The sequence below is a fragment of the Bradyrhizobium sp. SRL28 genome, from assembly GCF_018596315.1.
Lineage (GTDB): Bacteria > Pseudomonadota > Alphaproteobacteria > Rhizobiales > Xanthobacteraceae > Bradyrhizobium.
In genome coordinates, this window is the sequence record NZ_JAHEAG010000003.1 from 155,932 (window position 1) to 181,250 (window position 25,319).

The window sequence follows — 25,319 nt, forward strand, 5'->3', positions numbered from 1 at the left end:
ATAACGCGGCGCGGGCGCAAGCCTAGAACCTGCCGCGCGGGGAACATCGAGACAAAATGTAGCATTGACCGAACGGTTCGGTCAACTTACGTTTCGGGAGTACCTACCATAAAGCGAAACGAAATGCGGGCCTGCACCCCGGGTTGAATTCTTGCGCGAGAAGATAAACCAATGGTTGCATCCACACCAAACACTATTCATCCCTTTGGCGAGGAAGATAGTTCGAAGCGCCGTCAGATTTTGGATGGCGCGCGAAAGGTGTTCATGGATCTGGGCTTCGATGGGGCCAGCATGAACGAGATCGCGCGTGCCGCCGGCGTCTCCAAGGGCACGCTCTACGTCTACTTCGCCGACAAGAGCCGGCTTTTCGAAGCGATCGTCGAGGACGAAGCGCTCGAAAAGGCCAAGATCGCATACAATCTCGATCCCAAACGCGATGTCGAAACCACGCTGCGGGAATTTGGCCAAACCTACATCGGATCAATCTGCCGGCCAGGCGGCGGATCGTCGATCCGCACGGTGATGGCGATCGCCGAACGGATGCCCGACGTCGGACGCCAGTTCTACGAGAACGTGCTGGCACAGACGATCAACCGTCTCGCCGACTATCTGCAGGCCCATGTCGGGCCGGACGATCTTGCGATCGACGATTGCGTGCTTGCAGCAGCGCAGTTCCTGCAGATGTGCCAGGCGACGCTGTTTCTGCCGTTCGTGTTTCAGGCAGAGCCGGCACCATCGGCGGAGCGCATCGCGCGTGTGGTCGACAGCGCGACGCGACTGTTTCTGCAGACGTATCGGGCGAAGCCGGCGTAAGACCGGCCTCCCCTTTTCGTCGTCATGCCCTAGAACCTGTACGTCGCGCTGCCGAGCACCGTGCGGCCGATGCCGTAGAAGCAGTCGCCACGCGCGAGGCACGTGGTGAGATGGCGCTTGTCGGCAATGTTGCTGGCATTGACCTGAAACCGCCACGGCCCGGTCTCATAGCGGATCATCGCGTCGAACAGGGTGTAGTCAGGCGTCTGGAGTTTGTCGGCGCCATCCCAGGAGACGCCGATATAGCGCACGCCACCACCAACCGTGACACCCTGCAGCCCGAGCGCGGTGAGCCGGTACTTCGCCCATAGCGAGGCCTGGTGTTCGGGAACGGTTTCGACACGCTTGCCGGCATTGTCGCCGCTTTCTACGATCGCATTGAGGTAGGAGTAAGCGCCGATCAGATCGAGGTCCGGCGTCACGCGGGTAATCACCTCGAGTTCGGCGCCGCGAATCCGCACCTTGCCGGTCTGGACCGAGAACAGGGTGCCGCCGGGATCGCTCGCCAGCCGGTTCTTCTCGATGGTGTCGAAGATCGCGCCGTTGATCGCGGTGCCGGGCATCGGATTGTACTTGAAGCCGAGTTCGACCATTTCACCCTGCTGGGCCTTGCAGATGCCGCCGACGCAGGCGGAGCCGAAGATCGGCGTGAACGACTGCGCGTAGGTGACGTAGGGCGTCAGCCCGAACGGCAATTCGTACATCAGTCCCGCGCGGCCGGTGGTCGCCCTGGTGTCTTCGGCCGGCGAGCCCTGCACATTGTTGCTGACGAAATCCTGGCGAATCCCAACGACAGCCAGCCACGGCCCAAGCCGCATCTGGTCCTGCGCATAAAGCCCGAGCTGACTCTGCCTCAGGTCAGGCTCGGCCGTCAGCGTGGGCGGGACGACGCTATTGTAGACAGGGGCGTAGAGATCGAACGGTGTCGGAGTAACGTCTCCGCCGTCTTTGTGGGAGCCCGACGACGCGCGCTCCCCAAGGGTACGATAGTCGACTCCGAACAACGCTTTGTGCGTGATCGCGCCGGTTGCGAACTTCAGTTCGGCGTTGGAGTCCGAGGTAAAGGCGTCCTTGGTCGTTTGCCGGCTTGAGACCCAACGCGCCACGGTGCGGTGCGCAGGATCAAGAAATGGATCGGCCGGGTTGGAATAATTGTCCGGATATACCGACCGATAGATGCCCTCGACATGGGTGTAGCGCATGTTGTGACGGATCTTCAGTCCATCGCCAAAGCTGTGCTCGAACAGGCTGGAGATTGCCCCGGTCTCGGTCTGGTACTTGTCAAAACTCGGATCGCTGGCGAATCGCCGCACCGGAATGAGGCCGTTGGGACCGGGGAACAGCGTGCCTTCATGCGGCAGGAACGCGGTGGAGGAGCCGGTCGTGTCCTTCTGATATGTGCCGAGCACGGTCCAGTTCGTATTGTTGGTCGGCCGCCACGTCAGTGACGGCGCCAGCACGATGCGGTCGTCCTTGACGTAATCGGTCTGCGAATTGCTGTCGCGGAATACGCCGACGAATCGATAAAGCCACTCGCCATCCTTGGTCAGCTTGCCGGTGCTATCCATCTGCACCTGCTTGCGGTTGAAGCTGCCATACTGCACGCCGATCTCGTTGAACGCCTCCGGCTGCGGACGCTTCGAGACCAGGTTCAAGAGACCGGCCGTCGAGGTGTCGCCATATAGCACCGATGCCGGACCGCGCAGCACCTCGATGCGCTCCAGCGTAAAGGGATCGGGCCGCCATTCGTTGAACTGCCACGTGTTCACCACGCGGGTGCCGTCGAGATAGATGTTCGGATCCTGGCCGCGAATGCGCGGATAATCGCCGCGCGAATCCGGGCCATAGGCATCGGCGAACACGCCGGGCACATAGCGCAGTGATTCCTGCACGGTCAGTGCCCCCTGGTCGGTGATGCGGTCGGCGGTGACCACCGTGATCGATTGCGGCGTTTCACGCAGCGGCGTGTCGGTCTTGGTGCCGGTGCCGCTTTGGTTGGCGAGATAGCCGCGCACCGGGCCCGTCCCCGTTTCGGCGCGTGCGCCGGCGGCCGCTGCCGCGGCATCAGGCGGCGTCTGCGCGCGCTGGGCTGCGCGGCGGCTCGCGGCCGACGTGGCTTGCCGCCTGGGTGCGGGGCGCGATCGCGCGGCCGGCGGACGTGAGGGCTGGTCGACGACGACTGCCGGTAATTCCCGTGCGGACGATTGCGCTTGCGCCGGCGTCACATCGATCATCGCGGCGAGCATCGGCAGCGCGGCGCCGAGCCATCCCGCGGTCTTCAAGCATGCATTCATTTCCAGTCCTCATCGCTTTGCGCGGGACCAGTAACAAGCGCAACCATCGCGATGAAGTGCGTGAAGGATACAGCGCGCGTCAATCACGCGTTTAGAATTTAGTATTGCTCCAAATGGATGAATCGCAGCCGCCGGATTAAAATTTGGAATTAGTATGATTCTAATAATATCATGTGGTGCGAGAACACGGCGATCCCTGCAACCGCTGTCACGTGCCTAGCGTGCGCCCATATCCACACGCCGCAGCCTCCACATCACTGCGCCGGATCAGATGGCTCTCAGGCCGCCACGCGATGGGCGCTTGCCATGGTCGGCGCCGCGACCGTACGGTTGCGTCCCGAACGCTTGGCCTCGTAGAGGGCCCGATCGGCCGATTTGATCAGGTCGCTTGGCGTCAACCCAACTTGCGAAACCATGGAAGCCACGCCGACGCTGATCGTCGGACAAATATCAAGGCGACCCTGCTGCTGGAGTCTAAGCGACAACACGCTTGCGCGAATCTCTTCGGCGATCCCAAATGCACCCTGGCCGGTTTCCCCCGGCAACAGCACCGCGAACTCCTCGCCGCCGTAGCGGACGCCGAGATCGGATGCGCGCCGCGTCCCGCTCCGGCAACCGTCTCGTACCAGCCGGTTTGCATCCTGGGAAACTGCTTGAACACGGTGGATTTGCGCAGGCTCTGCCCGATCATGTCGATGTCGAACGGCGCGCGCATCAGAACGCCAACAGCCGCTTGGTCGGCGCGGTCTTCTGTCTCGTGATGCCCTCGGTCATCAACGTCCCCAACACCCTCAGCGCCCCCGGCCTGCTCCTTTCGTAGTGCTTTCGTCTTGAAGAAGCGGCCGCGATTTGAGCGCAATGCGATGCCGGTCGTTAGGGCTTCGGTTACCTTGCGGATGCTCTCCGGCCGACGCCCGGCGAATATGAGCCATTCTCTCCACGCGCGCGCTTGTCACTCCGCACGTGGCGGGGCCGGTCAGTCAAATTGTCCTGCCCGCAACAAGCATCGCGCCATCTGCCTTTGATGGCCGGGAGGTACGCTTCATGTCGCCACTTAGCAAAAAGTCCCGGCCCGCCCGCCGGCGCACCAACCAGTCCGCATGGATGACGATCGATGGCGGCTTCGCGGCGCGCCAGTGCATCGTCATCGACATCTCGGAAGGCGGCGCGCGGTTGAGGGTCGATGACCCGCAATTCGTCAAGCCGCAGTTTCAACTGAAGTTCGACCGGACATCGCCCGGCAGGGCCTGCAAGGTCGCCTGGAAAAAGGGCGACGTGATCGGGATCAAGTTCGTGTAGTCTGACGGGCGCGCTTGCTGGCTCCTCGCTGAAGGCGCAGATTACCTGCGGCCTTGCCGGTGCAAAACGCCATGACCCGTCTCGCCTTCATCCTCGCCTTACTCTTCACCGCCCCCTTGCAGGAAACGGAAACCGTTGATGTCAGGGACCGGGGCCCGGTCGACCTCAGGGCCTTCACCTGCCAGGACGTTACCCGGAGCAGCATCATCGCGCGCGTATGTTACGACGACGCGAACCAGTACATGCTCGTCCAGCGCAACGGCGTCTACGACCATTATTGCGAACTGCCGAAGGCTGCGCGCGATGCGCTCCTGAACGCACCTTCGATGGGCCAGTATTTTAATGTGAACATCAAGGCGACAGGCTCCGACGAAAACGGGCCATACGACTGCCGCACACATAAAGCGCCGTCCTATCAGTGACATCAGGCCTACCGTCGCGGCACCGGTCCCTGTTCGCAATCTCGTTATTTGACATTTCTTATGTTTTTGTCAAAATCGTCAAATGGGCCCGCGTACCCGAATTCTCGATGCCGCGATGCTGGTGTTCCGCCGGCACGGTTTCCGACGCTCGTCGATCGAGCAGGCGGCGGAGGCCGCCGGCCTGACGCGGCAGGCGCTCTACCATCACTTCAAGTCCAAGGAAGCGCTGTTCCGCGCCGTCATCGAACGGCTGCATGAGGACGCGCTCGCCGCCGAGATCGCGGCGGCCGGCGCCGCGGAGAAGCAAGGCGGCAGCCTCGCTGATATTCTGGTCGCGTCGGTCAGCGCGAAACTCGGCCAACTGGCCGCTTCGCTCGACGGCTCGCCCCATGTCGAGGAACTGTTCTCCGAACATCTCCTGCAGGCGCGCGACCTCTACCAGAAATACGCAACAGCCTATGCGGAGCAGCTTGCCGCGACGATTGCGCGCGTCTGCCGCAAGCAGGGCCTCGTTCTCAATGCCGGCATGACGCCGCGCGATCTTGCACGCTGCGTCGAGATGGCGGTCAACGGCACGAAATCCGCCTACCCCGCGATGCAGCCGGCCGATGCTTTCCTGAAAGATCTGGAAATCATGCTGCGCACGCTGGTCGCGGGCGCCGAGCGCCCGGAAGCGAAGCCGCGTGCGGTCAAACCGAAACCAGCCAAGAAATCCATTTCCCGCAAATCTGGAGATCGCAGATGAGCACGATGACGATCAACGGCAAGCTCGCTCCCCTCCCCGACGATCCCGATGCGCTGCTGGTCGACGTCGTGCGCGACGCGCTCGATCTCACCGGCACCAAGCTGGTCTGCGGGGCCGGCGTCTGCGGCGCCTGCACGGTGCTGGTCAATGGCGAGCCCGCCGTGAGCTGCCTGATGCCGGCTCGATCAGCCGCGAACACGAACGTGACCACGGTCGAAGGCATCGGCGCGGCCAGGCTGCACCCGGTGCAGAAGGCCTTCATGGCGCACGACGCCCTGCAATGCGGCTTCTGCACGCCGGGCTTCATCGTCGAGGCCGCGGCGTTTCACGATTCCTGGCGCGCGGCAAAGGGAACGGCCGTGCCGTCGCGCGAGGAAATCGGCGCGGCGCTGTCGGGCCATCTCTGCCGCTGCGGTGCCTATGACGGCATCTTCCGCGCCGTGGCGGATGCCTGCGCCGGCCGCTTCGACGGCAACGATATCCTGCCGCCGCGCCTGGAAGCCCGCGACAAGGTGACGGGATCGGCGAAGTATACCGTCGACATCCATCATGACGGCCAGCTCGAAGGCGTGATCCTGCGCTCGCCGTTCGCGCATGCGCGTATCAGTGAACTCGATCTGACACCGGCGCGCGCGATGCCGGGCGTGAATGCTGCGATCTCGCTGCTCGGCGACGATCGCATCGTGCGCTATGTCGGCGAACCCATTGCAGCCGTTGCGGCCACGGATCGCAAGACCGCGCTGGCCGCGATCGCCGCCATCAAGCTCGGCAGCGAACGCCTGCCGTCGGCGATCGGGCTCGACGAAGCGCGCAGGGCCGATGCGCCGGTGGTGTTCGAAAAATCCGCGCGCAAGAAGGCCGGCAACGTCTCCGAGGGCGGCGGCGCGCCGGCCTCCTGGAAAGGCAATGTCCGCGGACCGTCGGCGGCGTTCTCCAAGAAGCCGAAGAAGGTGCGGAGCTGGGTCGACGCCGCGCGCGCGGCGAACAATCCGCTGCTGGTGGAAGGCATCTTCCGCACCGGCACGCAACAGCATGCCTGCCTCGAACCGCATGCCGCGGTCGCGCGTTTCGACGGCGACCGGCTCACCGTGCATGTTTCGACGCAGGCAGTGTTTCATGTGATGGAGCTGATCGCCAAACGCTACAAGCTCGGCCGCGACAAGGTGCGCGTGATTGCCGACCATGTCGGCGGCGGTTTTGGTTCGAAGGCTGCGCTTGGCGTGGAGACCACCACTGCGATCGAACTGGCGCGCGAGGCGAAGGCGCCGGTCAGAGTAGCCTACGACCGGCACGAGGAGCTTTCGGTGACCGGCTATCGGCCGGCGACGGAGATGAAAATTGCATTGCTGCCGTCCGAGCAAGGCGAACTGAAAGCACTTTCGCTCACCGCTTATGCCGACACGGGAGCTGCGACCAATTCGACCATCGCAGCACTCGCCCGCCTGATCTATCCCGCAGAAGGCAAGGAACTGGCCGATTTCGACGTCATCAGCAATTTGCCGGCCGGCGCTCCCTTCCGCGGACCCGGCGGGCCGCCGATGGCGTTTGCACTGGAACAGGCGATCGACGAAGCGGCGCTGCGCATGAACGTCGATCCGATCGCGCTGCGCAAACGCTGGGATCCTGATCCCAACCGGCAACGGCTGTACGATTGGGCCTCAGGCCTGGAAGCCTGGCGCAACCGGAAACCGATCGCCGCGCAGAGCGGCCGTTTTCGCCGCGGCGTCGGTGTCGCCACCGGCTACTGGCTCTATCTGTGGCAACCGGGCTCGAAGGTCGAAGTGGCGGTCAAGGGCGGACGCATCGTTGCCAGCACCGCGACGCAGGATATCGGCACCGGCACCCGCACCGTGATTGCCAATACGGTCGCGCGCGAGTTCGGGCTGGAGCCGCATGAGATCGAAGTCAGGATCGGCGATTCGAAACTGCCGGAAGGGCCGGGCTCGGGCGGCAGCCGCGTCACCGCTTCGGTGATTCCCCCGACGCTGCTGGCAATCGAGCAGTTGAAAACCGCGATCCAGCAAAACGCAAAGCGGCAACCGGTCCCCGGCTCCAACGCGCCATGGCGCGAAATGCTCGCGGCATCGCCCGACCTCTCCGCTTCCAGCGTCCGCCCGGAAGACTCCAGGCAGATGGCGCCGGGAATTGAGTCGCCGCTCAGGCAGGTCGGCTTCCTGGGCTGGATCTTCGGCTGGATGATGCGGCGCTTCTCCAATCTTGCGATCGGCGCGGGCGTGCCGAGCTCGGTGCAGGTCCTCGAGGTCGAAGTCGATACCTGGCTCGGCCATGTGCGCGTCGTCAACGTTCACACCGGCATTGCGGTCGGCAAAATCGCAGCGCCCGCGCTGGCGCACAGCCAGGCGGCCGGCGCTGTCATTCAGGGCATTGGCTACGCGCTCTATGAAGCACGCGAAGTCGATTCCCGCACCGGCGATGTGCTCAGCGGCGGCATGGAGGACTATCGCATTCCCGGAATCGCGGACATGCCTCTCATCGATGTGCATTTCGACGAAGGCGGATTCGATCACGTGCTCGGCGGCAGCGTCGGCATCGGCGAGGTCGCAACCGTGCCAACGTCGCCGGCGGTTGCCAACGCGATTCTCAACGCCACCGGCGTTCGGCTGACCGAACTGCCGATCCGTCCCGACCGTCTCGTCGCCGCGCTCAAAGGGAGGGCTGCCGCATGACACCATCAGCCATGACCGCCACGCAAGCAGGCGAATTCCGCGCCGCCGGCACCGACCTCAGCGAGAGACGGCGCAGCGGCGTCTCGACGGGACCTCTGATCGATATATCAGCCGCCCCCGACACGATCGGGATGCACTGGGACGCCGACGGCAGCTTGCGCATCGGCGCCTTCACCACCATTGCCGCCATCGCCGCTGACGCGCGCCTTGCCGCGGCGTATCCGGGCATCGCGGCATCCGCGCAAGGTCTGGCGACGCCGCAGATCCGCCACCTCGCGACCCTCGGCGGCAATCTCGCGCAGCGTTCGCGCTGCTGGTATTATCGAAATCCGCATATTGCCTGCCTGAAGAAAGGCGGGTCGGACTGTCCCGCACGGTCCGGCAATCATCTCTATCACGTCGCCTTCGACCTCGGCCCCTGCGTGGCGCCGCATCCCTCGACGATGGCGGCGGCGCTGCTTGCCTATGAAGCGAAAGTAACCACCGACCGCAGGGGCTCGCTGAGGATCGGCGACCTCCTCGGCGACGGCTCCAACGGCAGCGCCGACAACGCGCTGCAGCCGGGCGAGATGATCAAGAGCGTCACACTTGCTTCGCCGCTGCAAGGCGAGCGCGCGCTTTACAAGCGCGCGATCAGCCGCACCCATGCCGAATGGCCGCTGGTCGAGGTCTGCGCCCGCGCCGTGATCAAGGACGGTGCATTCCAGTTCGTCCGCCTCGCCGCCGGCGGCATCGCCCCGGTGCCGCTACGTCTCGCTGCCGCGGAAGCGGCATTGCAGGGCAAGCGGGCCCATGCAGCAGCGATTGCCGTTGCCGCAGAACGAGCGACATCAGGTGCAAAGCCGCTGCCGATGACGGGATACAAGCTCGATCTGCTGAAAGGCGTGGTGCAGGATCTGCTGGAGCGGCTGGCGGGATAATTTGGGGCGTGCACTCATTAACGGCGGATTGGAGAAGCCTCAGGCATTGAAGTCTGTATAACCGCCGGAGGATTCGCGCTGGGTTGAATAGCCCGCAGACCTCGGCGCGATGGCCTTTTGTTGTTCGGCCACCATTGCGTCGAAGGCCGCATCCAATTGCGCGCGGGTATAGTCTGTCGAGGTAGTCTCACGTGGCTTCCATTCGGACTGCGTGATCGCAGTGGGTGCCTTCTCGACTGTGCCGCCGATGGCCTTCGCGATACGCTCCGCACGCGATTGCGCCAGATCGGGGCCGCCTTTTAGGCCGGGAGGGTCTTGCAGGTCCCCGACCTTTCCTGCGGCATCGTTCGTCATCACCGAAGAGCCGCCGTTATAGAGGGTCGCAACGACCTTGCCGTCGACCTTGACGGTTGCATAGATATTTTGCGGCGCATTATCGGGCACGTCAGTGACGGCGCGTGCGTCAGCGGCTTTCTTCGTTAGCCAACTCGCCGCCATCCGGTCGCGAAGCTCGGGGTTGTCCTTGATTGAGACGGCCTTCAGTCCGGAGATGTCGAGAGCCTTGACGGCTGAAACTGGAATTCCCGGCTTCGCATTTCCTGCTGCCGCGCCTGCATCTGCACCGGCCACAGGCAACGCATCTGCCGGCGTCAATGTCGTCCGCGATGGGTACGCTTGTGCGGGACGCAAATAGCTCCCGGCATTGGCCATACTCGTAATCATGGATACACCTTCCTCAAGAATTCAGAGTGGAAGCAATCACCATGCCAACGCGGAAATGATTGATAAGGCTGGCGTCCTCGTTCTCGACAAGGGCAGCGTGCCGGAAAATCTTGCCGACAGCGGCAGGACTTTTCCACTCGTGGGGGATAGACGGAGTTCTGATATCGATGTGATTGTGGTCGGCGGATTATGCCTTTGGCCGATCCGCCCTACAAAGTCGGGATCGCTCTAATGATGATCCTCGAACTCGTCTTCCTCGTTGACCTTGCTGTTGCCCCTGAACCAGCGCGACACGGACCTTTTGCTGCCGAGCGATCCCGTCGAATAGGAATCGCGTGACGCGTAGGGATTACGTTGGCCGGCGCGCGCGGCGACCTGGTCGCCCGACACGGCAGCCGGCTGACAGATGGTGCGGCGGGAGGAACGGCGCATCAGGTCGACGTGGATGTGATCCTCGTGGTGGGAGTTGGAGCCCGGCGCCAGCACGGTGTTGAACTGCTGGCAGGCGGTCGCCTGCACGTCGCGCAGAAAGCCCTGCTCTTCCGGCATGCCGCGCCAGCCGCCCTTCACCGTGATGCGGCGGCCATCGGCGAGCGTGAAGACCGCGATGTCGAGCGCGTTGCCGAACGCATGCTCGGAAATATGCGCGTGCGGATTGCCGTTCATGCCGCGGCAGGAATACGCCGAGATCTGCTTGATCTCGACGACGCGGACGCCGAACCAGCGCATCGCCGCCGGCTGCACGGAATCGCTGAGCCAGCGGTCGAGCGCCGAGACGATCGGGCATGCCAGCGTTGCCGCGGGCTTCATCGAAACCTGCCCGAAGGCGCTGACGGAATTGCCCTGCGCGGGCCCGAGCCGCGGCGCAGCCGGTGCTGCCGGCGGTGGCGAATAGGATGGCTGCGGATACGGCGCAGAGGAAGGCGCCGTATAAGGATAGGACGGAGCGGCTCTATAGCCGCCGTCGCGCGATGCCGGTGTGCCTTCGGGCGGCAGATCGACGTCATCCTCCTGGGTGGCGATGCCCGGTGCGGACAGCGAGATCGGGCCGTTCGACGGCGCGGCATAGGTCGGCTGCCGCGGCGCCGGATTCGGATAGCCTCCCGAATTGTTTCCGGAATAGCTTCCCTGATAATTTCCTTGATAATTCCCTTGGGGCGGAGCCGCCGCCGGCGCGCGCGTGATCGGCCAGCGCGGCTGATTGCCGATATTTCCGGGCGGCCGCAGGCTTTCGTCGGCAAATCCGAAGCTGGTGATGTTTTCGCCGAGCGCCGCCACTTTCAGCGGATATTCCGCGCCGCACACGCCGGGACCGGAGATCGGGTCGATCCGGACCAGTTCCGCGCTCTCCTTGACCGCGCCGGACTTCAGGCAAGCGATTTCGGCCTCGGCACGCCATGGTTCGCGCTCGGCGGACTGAAAAAATCCGCGGCCACAACCCGCTAGCGAGACGAGGACGAGGGAGCCGACGAGATACAAACGAACTCCGTGCGTCATCCCCCGCACGTTCAACGAATTTATTTAAAGACTCTTCAACATATTGATTTTACGAATTTTTTACCATGTTTCTTGGGGCTGCCGCCTGTGGAGAGAAGGGGATGGACAGCAACGCTGACTTTTTAGGCCGGGAACGCTTTGTTAGCCTTAGGTGTTATGTGCGGGCACGACGTGAACCTAGGGAGCTACCCCCAATGGATTTCGTAAGTCCTCTCGTCAGCAGACTGAGCATTGTAACCGCGTATGTTGCATTCGCTTTCGTCGCCGCGATTGTGCTCGGCGTGATCTAGACTTCCCGTCCAGAGATGGACCTGAACGCCCGGTGACGATGTCACCGGGCGTTTTCGTGAGTGCACATAGCGTTTTCGAGCGAAGAATGGTCTAGGACGTGATCCGAGGGTGGGGAGCCCTGCTCCGCGCGTGGTATGGACTGCCAACGGTGTAGTGTGTTGCTAGGGGCAATCTAGATGGGATTTTGGCGACTGCTTCCGGCCGCATTGGGTATCGGAGTTCCGACCATGATGCAGGTCGGACCCGACGATGCCATTTTGAACTTTTGTAAGTGGCCTAGGAAACTTGCCCCCGCACTCCCTGAGAATTGTCTGCCAGGTGTCTCTGCTAATCAGATGTACGTAGCCGCAGTTATACTGGTGTGCCTCGGGTTGCTTTGGTTTGGATGGCCGTACTTAAGGGGAGGCGAAAGGCGGGAACGCATGGCGTCAGGAATATTTATCGTTTGTTGTGCGATCGTGATCGGAGTTTTTGGGCTTTCAATCATTGCCGCTGGAGAAGGGTCGCCAAAAACTTCAGTGATCGAAGTCGGGACTTTTTACGTTGACCCAAACATCTACCGTGAGGCTCATTCAGTAAAGACACCTGACGGGCGTGAGACGAATCTGTACGAAAATACTTTCTATCTCGTCGTCGCCAATTTATCAGACGATGGCAAGACGCTACGGAAGGTGCAGGTAGAATACAGAGGTTACGAAGCCCCATTCGCGGCTGAGATCAAAGATTCATCCGCAAACACGGTAGATATAAAACACGGCAACGGAGCGTTCTTTGTAATTGGCCGTATCGTATCGTCAAAAATTCTCGGTATGTTCAAAGGTTCGGTGACCATTGAGGACAAGCGAATCAAGGCTTTTGAGCAACGCGATGCAGCGGATGCATTAAGTTTCAATATCGGGTCACCTGAAAACAAAGACCGTTTTGCTTTAGGAAGTCCGCCATCCTCTCCGACTGGATGGATATTGATAGCGGTCATTTCCGCAGAGGACAAAAAATCGAGGGTAGTGAAACTAAACATAGACGCCAGAGATAAAACCAACCCCGTTACTTTTGCCAAGGGCGAGATGGTCAAGGAAAAAAGCTAGCTCGATCAAAAAACGCTTCGACCAACTCTTCATAGGCACTTGTGAAGGCGCTACGAGCGCGGCTCGGATAGCGTCTGCCGCGACGTCACCAGGCCGTCAGCCCGGCGCGTGATGCGGCTCCAGTTGTTGCCGGAGCAGTAGAAGCGGCCGAGCGCGCAGGCTTCGACGCGAAGCGTGTTGATCCCCTTCATCGACATCGTGCCGTAATACGTCTCGCCGCTGTCCTGGCTGTAGACGCCGCCGGTCCATTGCCTTTCCGTCTTCGGCTTCATGTTGATCAGGATCGCTTCGCCCTTCTCGTTCGACGATGAACCAATCACATAGCCGCACAGCGCATTGCCGCACTTGGCGATCCGCACCGTTCCCTTGCCTTCGGTCTGCCAATCGCCGATCGGAGAATCCGACCGCTCTTCCTCGGCCTGATGCGAGACGTGCTCGACCTGCGGCGCAGGCTGTGCGGTCTCGACCGGTTTTTCGACAGGCGGAGCCGGCGGCGCTGGAATCGAAACCTCTTGAACCGGCCGCGGTGCGGGCGGCGGAGCTGGCGGAGGCGCAGCGACGATATGGCTTCTCGATGCGGCCGTCGCGTAGACGGCCGGCGGCGGCGCAGTGACGATGGTCTTGGCCGGCGCCGTGGTCGCTGGCGGTGCGGGCGGCGAAATCGTTTGTGGCGCTGATGGCACAGGCCTTGCCGGAACTGCCGCGTCGCGATCGTCGTCTTGGCGGTCACGCTTGCGGCGCGACTCGAGGCCTTTGGAGATCGACATCGAGGTACACGAGACCGAACGGCAATGCCGGGAAGATTCGATGTGCACCCGGTGGCCGCCGACGCTGAATGAAATCGACCCGCCGGCATAGGCTGAAGAACTGAGCGCCATCAGCACGGCGAGAAAACAAAATCGTTTCATCGAAGCCTCCCGCAGGTGATGCGAGAAAACTAGTCGCGGGGAACCTCGACTGGATGTGATTTGAATCACCGAGCCGCGCCGCGCTGCCGGGCGTCTTGTGACGTACATCACAGAACGTGCCCTCGCCGCCGCATAGGGTCCGCCCAAGTTCACCTCAAGCTCACCGCCCACGCGCTCGCAAGCCGCTCAGGAGCCTGTCATGAAGAAGCTCTACATCCTCACCGCATTGTTGATGGCCACCACCTCGGCGCATGCCGGCGGAATTAGCTTTCAGATCAACGGCGAGCGCATTCGTGTTGAAGCGCCGCGCAACTGCAACGCCATTTCCTGCGTCAAGGTCATCTCGCCCGGCTATAACGGCACGCTCGGCAATGTCGACCTCAAGGGCATGGGCTCCAAGCGCAAGGACGACGATGACGTCGTGGTGACCGCGCCGGCGGCACCGGCGGCTCCCGCTTCGGCTCCGGTCCAAGCCACCGCGCCGCAGCCCCCCGCTCCCGCCGCGACTGCGCCCGCGCCCGCTCAAACAACCGTTGCGGCCGCAACACCGGCGCGAACCGAAGCTGCGCCACCCGCTCCGCCTCCGCCGCCCGCGCCGGTCGCCGCCGCACCTGCGCCCGCGCCGCAGCCGGCTCCGGTGGCCGCGGCAGCCGCGTCCGATCCGAACTCGCCGATCGGCATCTGGTCGACGGAAGAGAACAAGGGCAACGTTCGCATCGAAGAATGCGGCGCCAATCTGTGCGGCTATTCCGTCAACACCGGTGCAAGGATCCTGATCAACATGAAGCCGCAGGGCAGCAAGTGGGCCGGCCGAATCCATGATCCCGACAGCGGCCGCAATTACGACTCGACGATCGCGCTGAAGGGCGCCAGCACGCTCAAGGTCCAGGGCTGCGCCTTCGGCGGCATGTTCTGCGGCGGCCAGACCTGGAAGCGCGTGAGCTGATTGTTTCTCCCCGAGACTTGAGGCCCTGTGGTTCGCCACAGGGCCTTCTTTATGCGCCTCGTCAAACTGCGCCGGGTACCATCACTTGGTACGATTAAAAACCACGTCGAACTTTTGCTTTACGACAACTTGGTCGTAGACGCCTCTCAAACTGTCGCTCGCGGCATCATATTTGAGTGTGTAAGTTGAGCCGCCGTACCCGCCAGCGCGTAATTCAAAGAATAGCTTGAGCGCGTTTCCGTCGCGCGTAACTTCTGCGGTGTGAAAAGGTAGCGGCCTCGGATTGGCATAACTCGCGGCAAGCTTGCCGTTTTCATCAACAGTACTGATGTTGATTACATATGGGCCTTCGGTTCGCACCCACCTGCCAACTAGTACGTCAAATGCCAGTACTGCCGAGCCGGTGGGCGCGACTGGTGGTGTCTGCGCCAGCGCACCGCTGCTGAACACCGCAACAATGCCAGCAAGTGCGAATAGGCCATTTCTAATGGCAGCGCTTTTCATTGACGCTTCTCTTTCGTCGATTTGGTTCACTTCATCATTGCAGCACCCAAGCGTGATGCAATGATTTGCCGGACGCAGCAGCCAAAAACTCGGCGCCGCCGAATGTTCCAGGCCGCCACAGCACGTTTGCAGAGGTTCGGACTCCAGTCGGAGACCTGCTTCTTACTGCATTGTGATGGTCACCCCGCCCACCGCAGCCGACACCTCAGCACCGATCCGGGCACCACTGAGCTGCAGGATAACGCCGTTGGCGTTCTGCAACTGCACGCCCCCAGCTCCAGCGGCGATCGCACCGCCTGCGCCGGCGACGGCATAGCTGCCTGCGAGATCGCCGGGGCGCCGCAAGTTCAGTGCTCTGCCTACGAACTTGCTGGTGGAGGCGCCGATCTGAAGGCCCAAGCTCATGCCCGAAACCGTGAAAGGATACCTCTTGCCACGAAAGGTTAGTACACCCTGGCCGCCGCCGACATCGACGATAAAACCGCCCTTGGTAAATACGACACTCACCGTGCCGGTTTCAGCGAAGCATACCCTTGTAAAACCCATGAGCAGCAATAGGGCGACGAAAGCGACTTGAGCCATCCGGTGAATTTTCATAATGCCCTCCCAATGTCTGGTCCCATCTCTCCACGTAACGCTCCGCCACGCTCAGCTGCGCCGCTGCGTTTGGATCCATAAAATCCACCGCATTTTTGCGACAGTAGCAGAGCATCCGTCGGGTTCGATATTGGACCACGGTCCAATATCCCGTGAGAGGTTTCGCCCGCGACCCGTCCGGGCACCCCGCGCGAGCCGCATCATCTGGCGCCGCGATTCCTGCATTGCGCGACGCTAAGGTTTCCCCGAGCAAGCGATACGGACGGCAAATCTCAGGCCATTTGCGGGCTTGTTACCTGGCTGACGAGGACCAATGTTCTCAACCGAAATTTCCACCTAGTCCGTTGCGGATCCAGACTGTGTAAAAACGCGGCGACTGAGATTGTCAGGTACCCCGCGAGGCGATCCATGCCCGGATCGCCTCGTCAAACCACCAACGCCCAGAATGCTGATTACCGGAACTGAACCTCACCGTTGTTCAGGAAACATGTCTTGGTGAAGAGGCTCAGATCCAGTGGATTGGGCAATCTGACATCTTCCAGATCGGGGCATGGCTTCTTCAACGAATCGTACGAGCGATCGATCTGGGAGATAAAGACGAAGATCAGCCCGCGATCGCGTGCGAACGATTGCAGCGCCCGAACCTGAACCATCAATTCCGGATTTTCACGCTTCTGGTCGAGCAGTTGCAGATAGTCTACGACCACCAGGGTGCCGCGAGACGCGGTGGCCAGCCGCTTGACGATGTAATCCGAACTTATTTCGTCGGAGCTGTCGAATTCAAACAGGCCTGCAAAATCCTCCCGCGCCACGCCGATGGCGCGGAAACGATCCAGCATGTCCTTCTCCGTATACTCCAGCGTGAAGAACACGCCTCGACTGCCGGACTTCATGGCTTGCACGGCGAGTTCGAGGCTCATCAGGGTTTTGCCCTGGCCCGGGCGCGCACCCACCAGCACGAGGTCGCCGGGAGCCAGCCGCGCAAACAGTTTTTCGGCGGGCGCGGCCGCGGTCGCTTTGGCCGCGAGCAAGCTCCAGGCGCCAAAGCCCTCTTGCCTGGCAACGCGGTCGAGCGCCTCGTGCAGCGGGATATTTTCTGCACGGGATAGAAGTTTGGCCTTACGCTTCAAGTGGTAAAGGGGCGCAGACAGCTTCATCGGAGAACCTCCTGGTACGAGCAATGATCACAACCCCTCCTTATGCTTGGTGCTCGAACAGTTGGTTCGATGATCGCAATGGCCCCGCATGAATGATGCTTTCCCGACGGAGGGGGGAGGCATGGGCCGCGCCAGAATCAGATTATAGCCGATCCCTGCCGCAGGGACATTGCCAACCTTGGGCGACGCGGCGGAAAGTAGTGGAAACGGCTCGATACCCGGCAGCCATGCGGGGGACTCCCGCGATGCGATGCGGCTTTGCTCTTCGGAGATCCCCGATGTCGAGCGCGTCACCGCCTGCATGGTCCAGAAGCGCGCGCAGCTTAGCGACGGCTGCAAGGCCGTCTTTCATTACGCGCCGCCAGCCGCCACGCCCGCGAACTACGAGCCCTCGGCAAGACCCTCCAAGCTACTCAACCTGACTCCGCACAAGCGCGGCTGAGCATTTTCCTTATTAAGGTCACAGCGCCATGTCCCGGTATCCCGGACGTGGCGCTTTCTCGTTTCGCCTCCCGTGACAACAAGCGCGGCGTTCATCCCGCATTCAGCCTGACAGCGCTGAAATCAGAGCCCCGCCTTCTGCCTTCCCCGTGAACGGAAATCCCCGATGTCGCGCCAGCTTTCCTTCGCGCTACTGCTGTTGGCCTGTAGCGCGACGATCGGCACGACGAATGCTTCCGAAGCTGCGTCCGGCCTGACGCAACTGGCGCAGGCACAGACCGAGCCTTCGCAGCCCGCCGCACCGGCGACGGCGGCGCCCGATCCCGCCACGCCTGACGCGACCGCTGCGGACGCGCCCGAGGAGCCGATCGGCAACGTCGCGACCGTGGTCGGCAGCGCCAGCGTGATCCGCAACGACAAAACCACGCCGCTCAAGGTCAAGGACGACATCTATCTCAACGACGTCGTGCAGACTGGAGCGAATTCCGCGCTCGGCATCACCTTCATCGACAACACCACCTTCAATCTCAAGGCCAACACAAAAATCACCATCGACAATTACGTCTATGAGGACGGCGGCAAGAGCAACGCGGCGATCTTCGACGTCGCCAAGGGTACCGCTGCATTCGTTGCAGCCTCGGTGGCAAAAACCGGCGACATGAAGATCACGACGCCGACGGCGACGCTCGGCATTCGCGGCACCACCGGCCTCGTCGAAGTTCCGGAAGGTGCCGCCGCCAACAATCCGAACAACGTCGCGGTCAAGCTCTATCCCGATGCCGACGGGCGCGTCGGCCGGATCGAGGTCAACGACCGCGCCGGCGCACGGCTCGGCTTTCTCACGCAAGGCGCGAGCGGCTTCACCATCCGCGCGGGCGCGGGCGGCGCGCGTTTCGCCGCGGTGCCGCTGGTGATTCCGCAAGCGGTGATGCTGCGCGATCAGGGCTTTGTGCGTCAGCTTCACTCGACGCAGAATTTCGGCCGCCAGGTCGTGTTCCAGCAGCGCGAATTCCGCCGCGCCAACCCCAGCTTCGTCAATCCGAACCGCCCGATCCGGCAGCTTCAACCTGGCGGGCAGCGGCAGAATGGTCTGCCCGGACAGGTCAGGCCCGGACAACAGCAGCCGGGTCAGTTGAACCGTCCCGGCCAGCCGCGCCAGAACGGTCTGCCGGGACAACCCGGTCAGCCGCCACTGCCGGCCGTGCCGAACCGCCAGGGACAGCAGCAGCCCGGCCAGCTCAATCGTCCCGGACAGCCGCAACAGCCGGGTCAATTGAACCGGCCCGGTCAGCAGCAACAGCCAGGCGCGCCGAACCGCCAGGGACAACAGCAACCGGGCTCGCCCAATCAACCCGGACTGCCGCCGCGCGCGGGACAACCGCCGCGAACCGATCTGCCACCGCAGCCCGGCCTGCCGCCACGCGCAGGCCAATCGCAACAGCCCTATGCGCAGCCCGCCGCGCCGCTGGTACGGCCGGAACTGCCGAACAGGTTTGGCACGCCCGGACTGCAGCGCGCGCCCGGCATCCAGGGTGCGCCCGCCGTACAACGTCCGGGACTGCCCGCCGCGCCGAGGCGGCCTGCGCCCGCGCCGCAACGCGGCAAGCCGCCGCCGAAGGAGCAGCGGTAGTCGGAAGATGGAGTCAGGTATCGCGCCGCAGCCAGTCGCGCAGCTTCTGTATGAAGCTTCGCGGCTGCTGTCGCGGTCGACTCTCCACCGTGTCGACGGCCACCGGCTCTATCTCCAGCGCAAATGATGGCGGGCCGGCCGGCTGCGCTTCATCAACGGCTTGATCAACGGACGTACCGGCAGTCGCATCGATCACGACAGTCACATCGTCATGCTGCGCAACTTCCGGCGAGGGCAGATCAGGCAGGGACGGAGCAGGCGCGGGAGTGGCCGCAGGCGGCGCCGTCACGTCCGGCCGCCGTGTCCGGCGCTTCTCCGGCGGCTGTTTGGCGCGCGCTCTCCGGGTGGTCGCTGCATGCGCGGCTGCGGAGAGTGCAATCGGGCCGACATTTTCAAGAAAAGCGCGCTCATAATCGCGCGAGAGCCGGTCGACGGCGTCCGCGAGCGGCAGCCAGTCCACGGCCTTCACGTCACGCATCAGTTCATGAACCGCGCCACCGCGCGCTTCCATCCGCCAGTAGTGCACGACCTTGGAACCGCCGCGGGATTCATAGACCAGCGTGCCCAGAAACTCGTGCACGGCGACATCGTGCCCGGTTTCTTCCACCACCTCGCGCTCGGCAGCAGCACGCGGCGTCTCGCCGTCGTCGAGCTTGCCCTTGGGCAAAACCCATTCGTTGCGCTTGCGCAGGCGCACCACGGCGACCAGCGGCGTTTGCCCCGGCCGCAATACAATGCCTCCCGCCGCCAGAACGGGCGATCGCGCCATCTCTCTCTTCCCGCGTTATCGCACCTAGCGAATCCAGTGCGAACGCGAGCATATAGAGGGATGGGCGCGGAGAATCGAGCCTAAACCTGCGGTTTCCGCAACAACGGTTCGCCGGCGCGAATGCGTGCTCCCTCCACGACACCGTCGGCGAATTCGAAACTCTCCGGCGCCAGCACGATGATGGTCGAGCCGTGCTCGAACCAGCCGAGTTCGTCGCCTTTCTTGACCCGCGCAAAGCAGGCGAAGTCCACCGGTCCCCTGCTCTGCGCGTTGAGCGTGACATCGAGGAAATGCAGGCGGATGCTGGCGACAAGAATGGCGGCGACCGGCACCAGCGTCAGCGCCTCGCCGGTCGAAAGCCGCGTGCGCAGCACCGCGCGCTCGTTCTTGCAGAACAAACGCTCCACCCGCTTCAGCGCGATCGGATTGACGTTCCAGACATCGCCATGGATGAACGTCACCCTCTTGATCGTGGCGTCATAGGGCGCGTGGAAGCGATGATACATGCTCGACGTCAGCCGCAGCGTGAGGAAGCGGCCGTTGCGGTGCTGCTCCACCAGCGCGGGATCGCCGAGCAGATCGAGCAGCGAGTAAGGCGCGCCCTTGATCTGGAACAGCTCGGTATCGGCGATCCGGCCGTGCGCTCCGATGATGCCGTCGGAGGGGCTGGCCACGACGGATGGATCGGGATCAGCGGGGCGCAGGCCGGGCCGCAATTCGCGCGTAAAACAATCGTGCAGGCTCTTGAACTCGGTCTTCTTGGCTTCCGACAGATCGAGATCGGAAAACAGCCGCCAGCAGGCGATCGAGGCATCGCGCACAAAAGGGTTCTCGATCTTGCTGAACCAGCCCATGAAGCGCGTCAGCGCCGCCCGCGGGATGCGGTTGGTCAGCAGGAAATTCAGGTCCTCCTGTTGTGTGAAGCGGGCGATCAGGCCCCTTATTGTCATCAATCTGTCAGCAGGATTGGCTAGCGCTTCAGGCATGGATTCGTCCCTTCCGATTCTTTCCCTGTCCGCCGCTGCGGTCGCTAGCGCCGCGGCAGTCTTCCCCAAATTGCAGGCGCGGCTGGCGCTGTCGCGCGCCAAGCACCGCTCGCTATCAGGACATTCCAAAATGTCCAAAATGGTCGCGCGGCTGATGCCGCATTACGAGTTCGATATTGACGGCTTCTTCCGTTCCGACGGCGCGCCCGCCGAAATCGCCATGCAGCGCCAGGATGCCTTCTTCCGGCTCGCCTGCCTCTATGAGGAGCGCTACGCCAAGGGACGGAAGATGACGGCCGAAGCGGCTGCACACATCTCGGACCTGCAGTTCACCGAAAGCTACCGGGTGCCGTTCCAGTACAGCCGGCTCGTTCGCGAAAATCTCGGCACCGGCGCGTTCATGCAGTCGTCCGCCGGCGTCACCGTCACCGATGTCGACGGCAATGTGTTCTACGACCTGACCGGCTCCTACGGCGTCAACATCTTTGGCAACGATTTTTACAAGGAGTGCATCACGGAAGCCGAAAAGCGCGCCCATGCGCTTGGGCCCGTGCTCGGCCCCTATCATCCCGTCATCACCGACAACGTCCGCCGGTTGTGCGAAATCTCCGGACTCGACGAAGTCTCCTTCCACATGTCCGGCACCGAAGCAGTCATGCAGGCGGTGCGGCTGGCGCGCTACCACACCAGGCGCTCGCATCTGGTTCGTTTCGCCGGCGCCTATCACGGCTGGTGGGGCGACGTGCAGCCCGGCATCGGCAATCCGGTGTCGCCGCACGAGACCTACACGCTCGCCGACATGTCGGAGCGGACGCTGCATGTGCTGCGCACGCGCAAGGACATCGCCTGCGTTCTGGTCAATCCGCTGCAGGCGCTGCATCCGAACGCCAACGCGCCCGGCGATTCCGCGCTCGTCGACAGTTCGCGCAAGGCCGCGTTCGACCGTGCGGCTTACACCGAATGGCTGAAGAAGCTGCGCGAGGTCTGCACCGAACGCGGCATCGTTTTGATCTTCGATGAAATCTTCGTCGGCTTCCGCCTCGCCGCCGGCGGCGCGCAGGAATATTTCGGCGTCCGCGCCGACATGGTGACTTACGGCAAGAGCCTCGCCGGCGGTCTCCCCGTCGGCGTGGTCTGCGGCCGCAAAGACTTGATGCGGCGTTTTCGCGACGACCGCCCCGCCGACATCTGCTTCGCCCGCGGCACCTTCAATTCGCACCCTTACGTGCTGACGGCGATGGATGAATTCCTCAGCCGCCTCGCCAGCCCGAATTTCAACGCCGTCTATCAGGGACTCGACGAGACCTGGAACGGCCGCGCCGAGGCATTGAACGCGCGGCTGGCGGCGAACGATCTGCCCGTCCGCGTCAGCAATCTCTCCTCGATCTGGATGGTGCAATATACCGAACCGTCTCGTTACAACTGGATGCTTCAATATTATCTCCGCGCCGAAGGGCTGGCGCTGAGCTGGGTCGGAACCGGCCGGCTGATCTTCAGCCTCAACTACACGGACGCGGATTTCAGCGAAGTCGCCGATCGATTTGTCGCGGCGACCGAGAAGATGAAGCGCGATGGCTGGTGGTGGCATGACGCTTCGCTGACCAACAAGAATATCAAGCGGCAGATTTTGAAAGAGATGTTTGCCAAGAAGTTGGGGCGCTGAGAGCTCGTCATTGCCTGCGACAAACGCGAAGCGTTTGCGCAAGGGAGCGAAGCGACGAAGCAATCCGTCTATCCCCGCGGAGAAAGATGGATTGCTTCGCTTCGCTCGCAATGACGGACAGCGCGATCCTCGCGCACCGATTGTCTCTCTCGTCATGGCCGGGCTTGACACGGCCATCCACGTCTTTCTTGTTCTCGACATCACTCGTTGCTGGCGCGCTTAAGAACGAGGATGCCCGGGACAAGCCCGGGCATGACGGTTTCAGTGCGGCTTTCAGGATGACGCCGAGCACTCACGCGTGCTTGACGTGCTTCTCGAGACCCGGATCGATCAGCTCGCCCTTCATGAGAGCCCACGGCGCCTTGTAGTACAGCTTGAGGTCGCTGAAGGGGTCGGTGAGGATTTTCGTCATCCAGACCAGACCGGTCTCGACATCGCGGATGAAGAACAGATGGACGGTGCGGAACAACAGACCGCCGATGCCGACCGCCAGCCAGACCTTGGCAACCTGCCGCATGAAGTCGGCGTTCGTTGTCCAGGGCTCGACCAGTCCGAACAGTGTCGGACTGAAAAACAGCACCACCGGCGACAGCGCCCAGATCGTCATCAGCACGACCTTGCGCTGCAGATTGTAGCCGACCTTGATCTCTTCCTTGTGCTCATGGGTCGCGTGATTGACGTGGTCATAGCCGCGCGGTTCGAAGAAGAAGTGCCCGGCCTGACGGGTGGTCATCGACACAAGCCAGCCGACCAGCGCCGACACCACGGGATCGAAGAACAGCATCGCATAGGCGAACAGGAAGCTCGCCGCGCTGACGAAGTGCAGCGACTGGTTGATGCGGCTGTGGTGATAGTAGCGATGGTCGTCCCAGCGCTGGGTTCGCAGTTCCTGCAGGAAGTTCTTGATCATTCTCTACCCCCAAATTCTTTTCGGGCTTGTGTTTACCGAGATTCGATGTCCGGCATGTGACATCATCATGTTGACATGTGACGGCTTGCAGCGACGCGATGACGCAATCCTCAACGGCCGCGCACTAGGCGGCCGCTGCCACGTCGACCTTGCGAAACCGCACCAGGGAGAAATGGCCGAGCGGCGGCACCAGGCGGCGTTCCGCCAGTTCGATGCCGCGCGCGCCGGCCAGCCATTGCGCATAGCGCGACCAGGCGAACTCGGCGGTGCGGAAGCCGAGCGGACGGACCACCGGCTGAAGCCGCTGCTCGATGAAACGGCGCATGCCGGCATCGGCGCTGACGCGGGTCAGGATGATGAGTTCGCCGCCCGGCCGCAGCACGCGGGCGAATTCGTCGAGCGCCTTTTCAGGGTTCGGCACCGCGGTGACGACATATTGCGCCATCACGACATCGAACGAATCGTCGGGGAATTCGAGGTTTTCGGCGTCCATCACCGCAAGGCCCTCGACATTCTTCAGGCCGAGCTCGTCGACGCGCTTCTTCGCCTTCTCCAACATTAGCTCCGAAATGTCGGTGCCGAAGATGCGCAGATGCGGCGCGTATAGCGGCAGCGAAATGCCGGTGCCGACGCCGACTTCGAGCACGCGGCCGCCGATCTTGTTAGTGGCCTGGATCGCCGCCTTGCGGCCCTTGGAGAACACGCCCCCGAACACGAGGTCGTAAACCGGCGCCCAGCGATCATAGGCCTGCTCGACCGTTTCGCGGTCGAAATCGAGGGTCCTGCTACTGTCAAGCTTGATGATGTCTGCCATGGTTGGTTCTGCCTTCTCGTCTTACGCGTATGACTGGTTTGATGGTCTTAGCTCTGCACAGCGCTCGTAGCGGGCGCCCGGCGCACCGGCCGCAACGCACGGCTCGGCTGCAGCGCCGTCAGGTTGCCGATGAACTGCCGCGCACTGTTTTCCCAGGAACGCGAAAGCGCAAAATTCCGGCAAGCCTCGCGCGACATCGTCAGCGCGCGCAGGCACGCGCTGCGCAGATCGGTATCGATCGCGCCGATCGGATGATCGGCAATGACATCCTTCGGCCCGGTGACCGGAAATGCCGCGACCGGCGTGCCGCAGGCCAGCGCTTCGAGCTGCACGACACCGAACGTATCTGTGAGGCTCGGAAACACGAAGACGTCGGCGGCGGCGAGATGCGCGGTCAGGTCCGCACCCTTCTTCTCGCCGAGGAAGATCGCATCAGGATATTGCTTCGCGAGCTGCACCTTCTGCGGTCCGTCGCCGACGACCACTTTCGATCCCGGCAGGTCGAGCGACAAGAACGCTTCGAGGTTCTTTTCCACCGCGACGCGGCCCATCGTCATGAAGATCGGCCGCGGCAGATCGAGCGCTGCGGATGTATACGGGTTGAACAGTTCGGTATCGACGCCACGCGTCCAGAAGCCGAGTTTCCGAAAACCGCGCGCGCCGAGTTCCTGCCGCAGCGAATCGGTCGCGACCATGACTGTGGAAGATGCGGCATGAAAGTGCCGCATCACCGCATAGCCCACGCTGAGCGGGAGTCCGGTGCGGACGGCGACATATTCGGGAAAGCGCGTCGTATAGGACGTGGTGAACGCAAGCTTGCGGCGGCGGCAATAGGCGCGCACCGCCCAGCCGATCGGCCCTTCGGTCGCGATGTGGATGGCATCCGGCGCGGCCTCTCCAATCCGCCGCGCGACCTCGCGCCGGTTCGGCAGCGCAATGCGTAAGCCAGGATAGGTCGGCAAGGGCATCGAGGGAAAGCCGTCGGGAGTGAGGAAGCTGATATCGGCGCCGAGCGCGGCGGCGCTCTTCGCCAGCGACGTCAGGGTGCGGACCACGCCGTTCACCTGCGGATGCCACGCATCGGTCGCAATCAGTATCTTCATGTCCCGGACCCGAGATTAATGATTCTCAAATCCGACGTTGGGACATGGATATTTCAAGCGTATGACGTCATCGTTCTGTAAGGTTGTTTTTTAAACCCATCTCCACGCTTTTCAG

The 25,319-nt window shown here is 62.6% G+C and carries 25 protein-coding genes; 12 read left to right on the forward strand and 13 right to left on the reverse strand.

What is annotated here, in order from left to right:
• Positions 1–171: 171 nt before the first annotated feature.
• On the forward strand, positions 172–813 hold the full coding sequence (locus KIP88_RS08600; RefSeq protein WP_214487472.1) for a TetR/AcrR family transcriptional regulator: 642 nt from the start codon (positions 172–174) through the stop codon (positions 811–813).
• A 29-nt stretch (positions 814–842) separates the two neighbouring features.
• On the opposite strand, the gene KIP88_RS08605 is transcribed toward KIP88_RS08600, so the two are convergent.
• Both KIP88_RS08605 and KIP88_RS08610 read right to left on the reverse strand, forming a co-directional pair.
• The gene (locus tag KIP88_RS08605; protein WP_214487473.1) at positions 843–3,107 is read right to left on the reverse strand and encodes a TonB-dependent siderophore receptor; all 2,265 of its coding nucleotides are present in this window, start codon (positions 3,105–3,107) and stop codon (positions 843–845) included.
• Between the two features lie 278 nt (positions 3,108–3,385).
• Positions 3,386–3,658: a diguanylate cyclase gene (locus tag KIP88_RS08610; protein ID WP_308163323.1), complete on the reverse strand. Its 273-nt coding sequence runs from the start codon at positions 3,656–3,658 to the stop codon at positions 3,386–3,388.
• A gap of 38 nt (positions 3,659–3,696) precedes the next feature.
• Here KIP88_RS08610 and KIP88_RS08615 point away from each other — a divergent pair, with 38 nt between their 5' ends.
• The 6 genes from KIP88_RS08615 (at position 3,697) to KIP88_RS08640 (ending at position 9,180) form a co-directional block, all read left to right on the forward strand.
• Positions 3,697–3,927 (forward strand): hypothetical protein, encoded by a 231-nt coding sequence (locus KIP88_RS08615; RefSeq protein ID WP_214487474.1) that lies wholly within the window; start codon positions 3,697–3,699, stop codon positions 3,925–3,927.
• 224 nt (positions 3,928–4,151) lie between these two features.
• The gene (locus KIP88_RS08620) at positions 4,152–4,406 is read left to right on the forward strand and encodes a PilZ domain-containing protein (RefSeq protein WP_214487475.1); all 255 of its coding nucleotides are present in this window, start codon (positions 4,152–4,154) and stop codon (positions 4,404–4,406) included.
• Positions 4,407–4,477: 71 nt separating this feature from the next.
• Positions 4,478–4,828, forward strand: coding sequence for a KTSC domain-containing protein (locus tag KIP88_RS08625; RefSeq protein WP_214487476.1), 351 nt, complete (start codon positions 4,478–4,480; stop codon positions 4,826–4,828).
• Positions 4,829–4,910: 82 nt separating this feature from the next.
• A complete protein-coding gene (locus tag KIP88_RS08630; protein WP_214487477.1) occupies positions 4,911–5,573 on the forward strand; it encodes a TetR/AcrR family transcriptional regulator in 663 nt (220 codons plus the stop codon).
• A complete protein-coding gene (locus KIP88_RS08635) occupies positions 5,570–8,260 on the forward strand; it encodes a molybdopterin-dependent oxidoreductase (RefSeq protein WP_214487478.1) in 2,691 nt (896 codons plus the stop codon). Before KIP88_RS08630 ends, KIP88_RS08635 begins: the two co-directional genes overlap by 4 nt.
• On the forward strand, positions 8,257–9,180 hold the full coding sequence (locus tag KIP88_RS08640) for a xanthine dehydrogenase family protein subunit M (protein WP_214487479.1): 924 nt from the start codon (positions 8,257–8,259) through the stop codon (positions 9,178–9,180). The genes KIP88_RS08635 and KIP88_RS08640 overlap by 4 nt, the downstream gene beginning before the upstream one ends.
• A 39-nt stretch (positions 9,181–9,219) precedes the next feature.
• Here the strand turns inward: KIP88_RS08640 and KIP88_RS08645 are convergent, their stop codons facing one another.
• Both KIP88_RS08645 and KIP88_RS08650 read right to left on the reverse strand, forming a co-directional pair.
• Positions 9,220–9,891 (reverse strand): hypothetical protein, encoded by a 672-nt coding sequence (locus KIP88_RS08645; protein WP_249790633.1) that lies wholly within the window; start codon positions 9,889–9,891, stop codon positions 9,220–9,222.
• Between the two features lie 240 nt (positions 9,892–10,131).
• Positions 10,132–11,400: an extensin family protein gene (locus KIP88_RS08650; protein ID WP_214487481.1), complete on the reverse strand. Its 1,269-nt coding sequence runs from the start codon at positions 11,398–11,400 to the stop codon at positions 10,132–10,134.
• Positions 11,401–12,113: 713 nt separating this feature from the next.
• On the opposite strand from KIP88_RS08650, the gene KIP88_RS08655 reads away from it, so the two are divergent.
• Positions 12,114–12,776 (forward strand): hypothetical protein, encoded by a 663-nt coding sequence (locus KIP88_RS08655; protein WP_214487482.1) that lies wholly within the window; start codon positions 12,114–12,116, stop codon positions 12,774–12,776.
• A 50-nt stretch (positions 12,777–12,826) separates the two neighbouring features.
• On the opposite strand, the gene KIP88_RS08660 is transcribed toward KIP88_RS08655, so the two are convergent.
• Positions 12,827–13,684: a DUF2147 domain-containing protein gene (locus KIP88_RS08660; protein WP_214487483.1), complete on the reverse strand. Its 858-nt coding sequence runs from the start codon at positions 13,682–13,684 to the stop codon at positions 12,827–12,829.
• Positions 13,685–13,883: 199 nt separating this feature from the next.
• Between KIP88_RS08660 and KIP88_RS08665 the strand changes: the two genes are divergently transcribed.
• Positions 13,884–14,630, forward strand: a complete 747-nt coding sequence (locus KIP88_RS08665) for a DUF2147 domain-containing protein (RefSeq protein WP_214487484.1) — start codon at positions 13,884–13,886, stop codon at positions 14,628–14,630.
• A gap of 81 nt (positions 14,631–14,711) precedes the next feature.
• On the opposite strand, the gene KIP88_RS08670 is transcribed toward KIP88_RS08665, so the two are convergent.
• From KIP88_RS08670 to KIP88_RS08680, 3 genes are all read right to left on the reverse strand, one after another.
• Entirely contained in the window at positions 14,712–15,134 is a 423-nt protein-coding gene (locus KIP88_RS08670) for a hypothetical protein (RefSeq protein WP_214487485.1), read from the reverse strand.
• Positions 15,135–15,296: 162 nt separating this feature from the next.
• Positions 15,297–15,716, reverse strand: coding sequence for a hypothetical protein (locus KIP88_RS08675; RefSeq protein ID WP_214487986.1), 420 nt, complete (start codon positions 15,714–15,716; stop codon positions 15,297–15,299).
• Positions 15,717–16,183: 467 nt separating this feature from the next.
• Entirely contained in the window at positions 16,184–16,888 is a 705-nt protein-coding gene (locus tag KIP88_RS08680) for a DNA helicase (RefSeq protein WP_214487486.1), read from the reverse strand.
• Between the two features lie 178 nt (positions 16,889–17,066).
• Here KIP88_RS08680 and KIP88_RS08685 point away from each other — a divergent pair, with 178 nt between their 5' ends.
• Both KIP88_RS08685 and KIP88_RS08690 read left to right on the forward strand, forming a co-directional pair.
• Entirely contained in the window at positions 17,067–17,330 is a 264-nt protein-coding gene (locus tag KIP88_RS08685; protein ID WP_249790634.1) for a hypothetical protein, read from the forward strand.
• A gap of 165 nt (positions 17,331–17,495) precedes the next feature.
• Complete coding sequence (locus KIP88_RS08690) at positions 17,496–18,959, forward strand: FecR domain-containing protein (RefSeq protein WP_214487487.1); 1,464 nt, start codon at positions 17,496–17,498, stop codon at positions 18,957–18,959.
• Between the two features lie 13 nt (positions 18,960–18,972).
• On the opposite strand, the gene KIP88_RS48480 is transcribed toward KIP88_RS08690, so the two are convergent.
• On the reverse strand, positions 18,973–19,728 hold the full coding sequence (locus KIP88_RS48480; protein ID WP_214487488.1) for an NUDIX hydrolase: 756 nt from the start codon (positions 19,726–19,728) through the stop codon (positions 18,973–18,975).
• A gap of 80 nt (positions 19,729–19,808) precedes the next feature.
• Positions 19,809–20,678, reverse strand: coding sequence for an archaetidylserine decarboxylase (asd, locus tag KIP88_RS08700; protein WP_214487987.1), 870 nt, complete (start codon positions 20,676–20,678; stop codon positions 19,809–19,811).
• A 34-nt stretch (positions 20,679–20,712) separates the two neighbouring features.
• Between asd and KIP88_RS08705 the strand changes: the two genes are divergently transcribed.
• A complete protein-coding gene (locus KIP88_RS08705; RefSeq protein WP_214487489.1) occupies positions 20,713–22,377 on the forward strand; it encodes an aminotransferase class III-fold pyridoxal phosphate-dependent enzyme in 1,665 nt (554 codons plus the stop codon).
• A gap of 292 nt (positions 22,378–22,669) precedes the next feature.
• Here the strand turns inward: KIP88_RS08705 and KIP88_RS08710 are convergent, their stop codons facing one another.
• The 3 genes from KIP88_RS08710 to KIP88_RS08720 all read right to left on the reverse strand — a co-directional run bounded on the left by KIP88_RS08710 (position 22,670) and on the right by KIP88_RS08720 (position 25,204).
• Positions 22,670–23,287, reverse strand: coding sequence for a hypothetical protein (locus KIP88_RS08710; RefSeq protein ID WP_214487490.1), 618 nt, complete (start codon positions 23,285–23,287; stop codon positions 22,670–22,672).
• Between the two features lie 124 nt (positions 23,288–23,411).
• Positions 23,412–24,101, reverse strand: a complete 690-nt coding sequence (locus tag KIP88_RS08715; protein WP_214487491.1) for a class I SAM-dependent methyltransferase — start codon at positions 24,099–24,101, stop codon at positions 23,412–23,414.
• Between the two features lie 47 nt (positions 24,102–24,148).
• The gene (locus KIP88_RS08720; RefSeq protein ID WP_214487492.1) at positions 24,149–25,204 is read right to left on the reverse strand and encodes a glycosyltransferase family 1 protein; all 1,056 of its coding nucleotides are present in this window, start codon (positions 25,202–25,204) and stop codon (positions 24,149–24,151) included.
• Positions 25,205–25,319 lie beyond the last annotated feature (115 nt).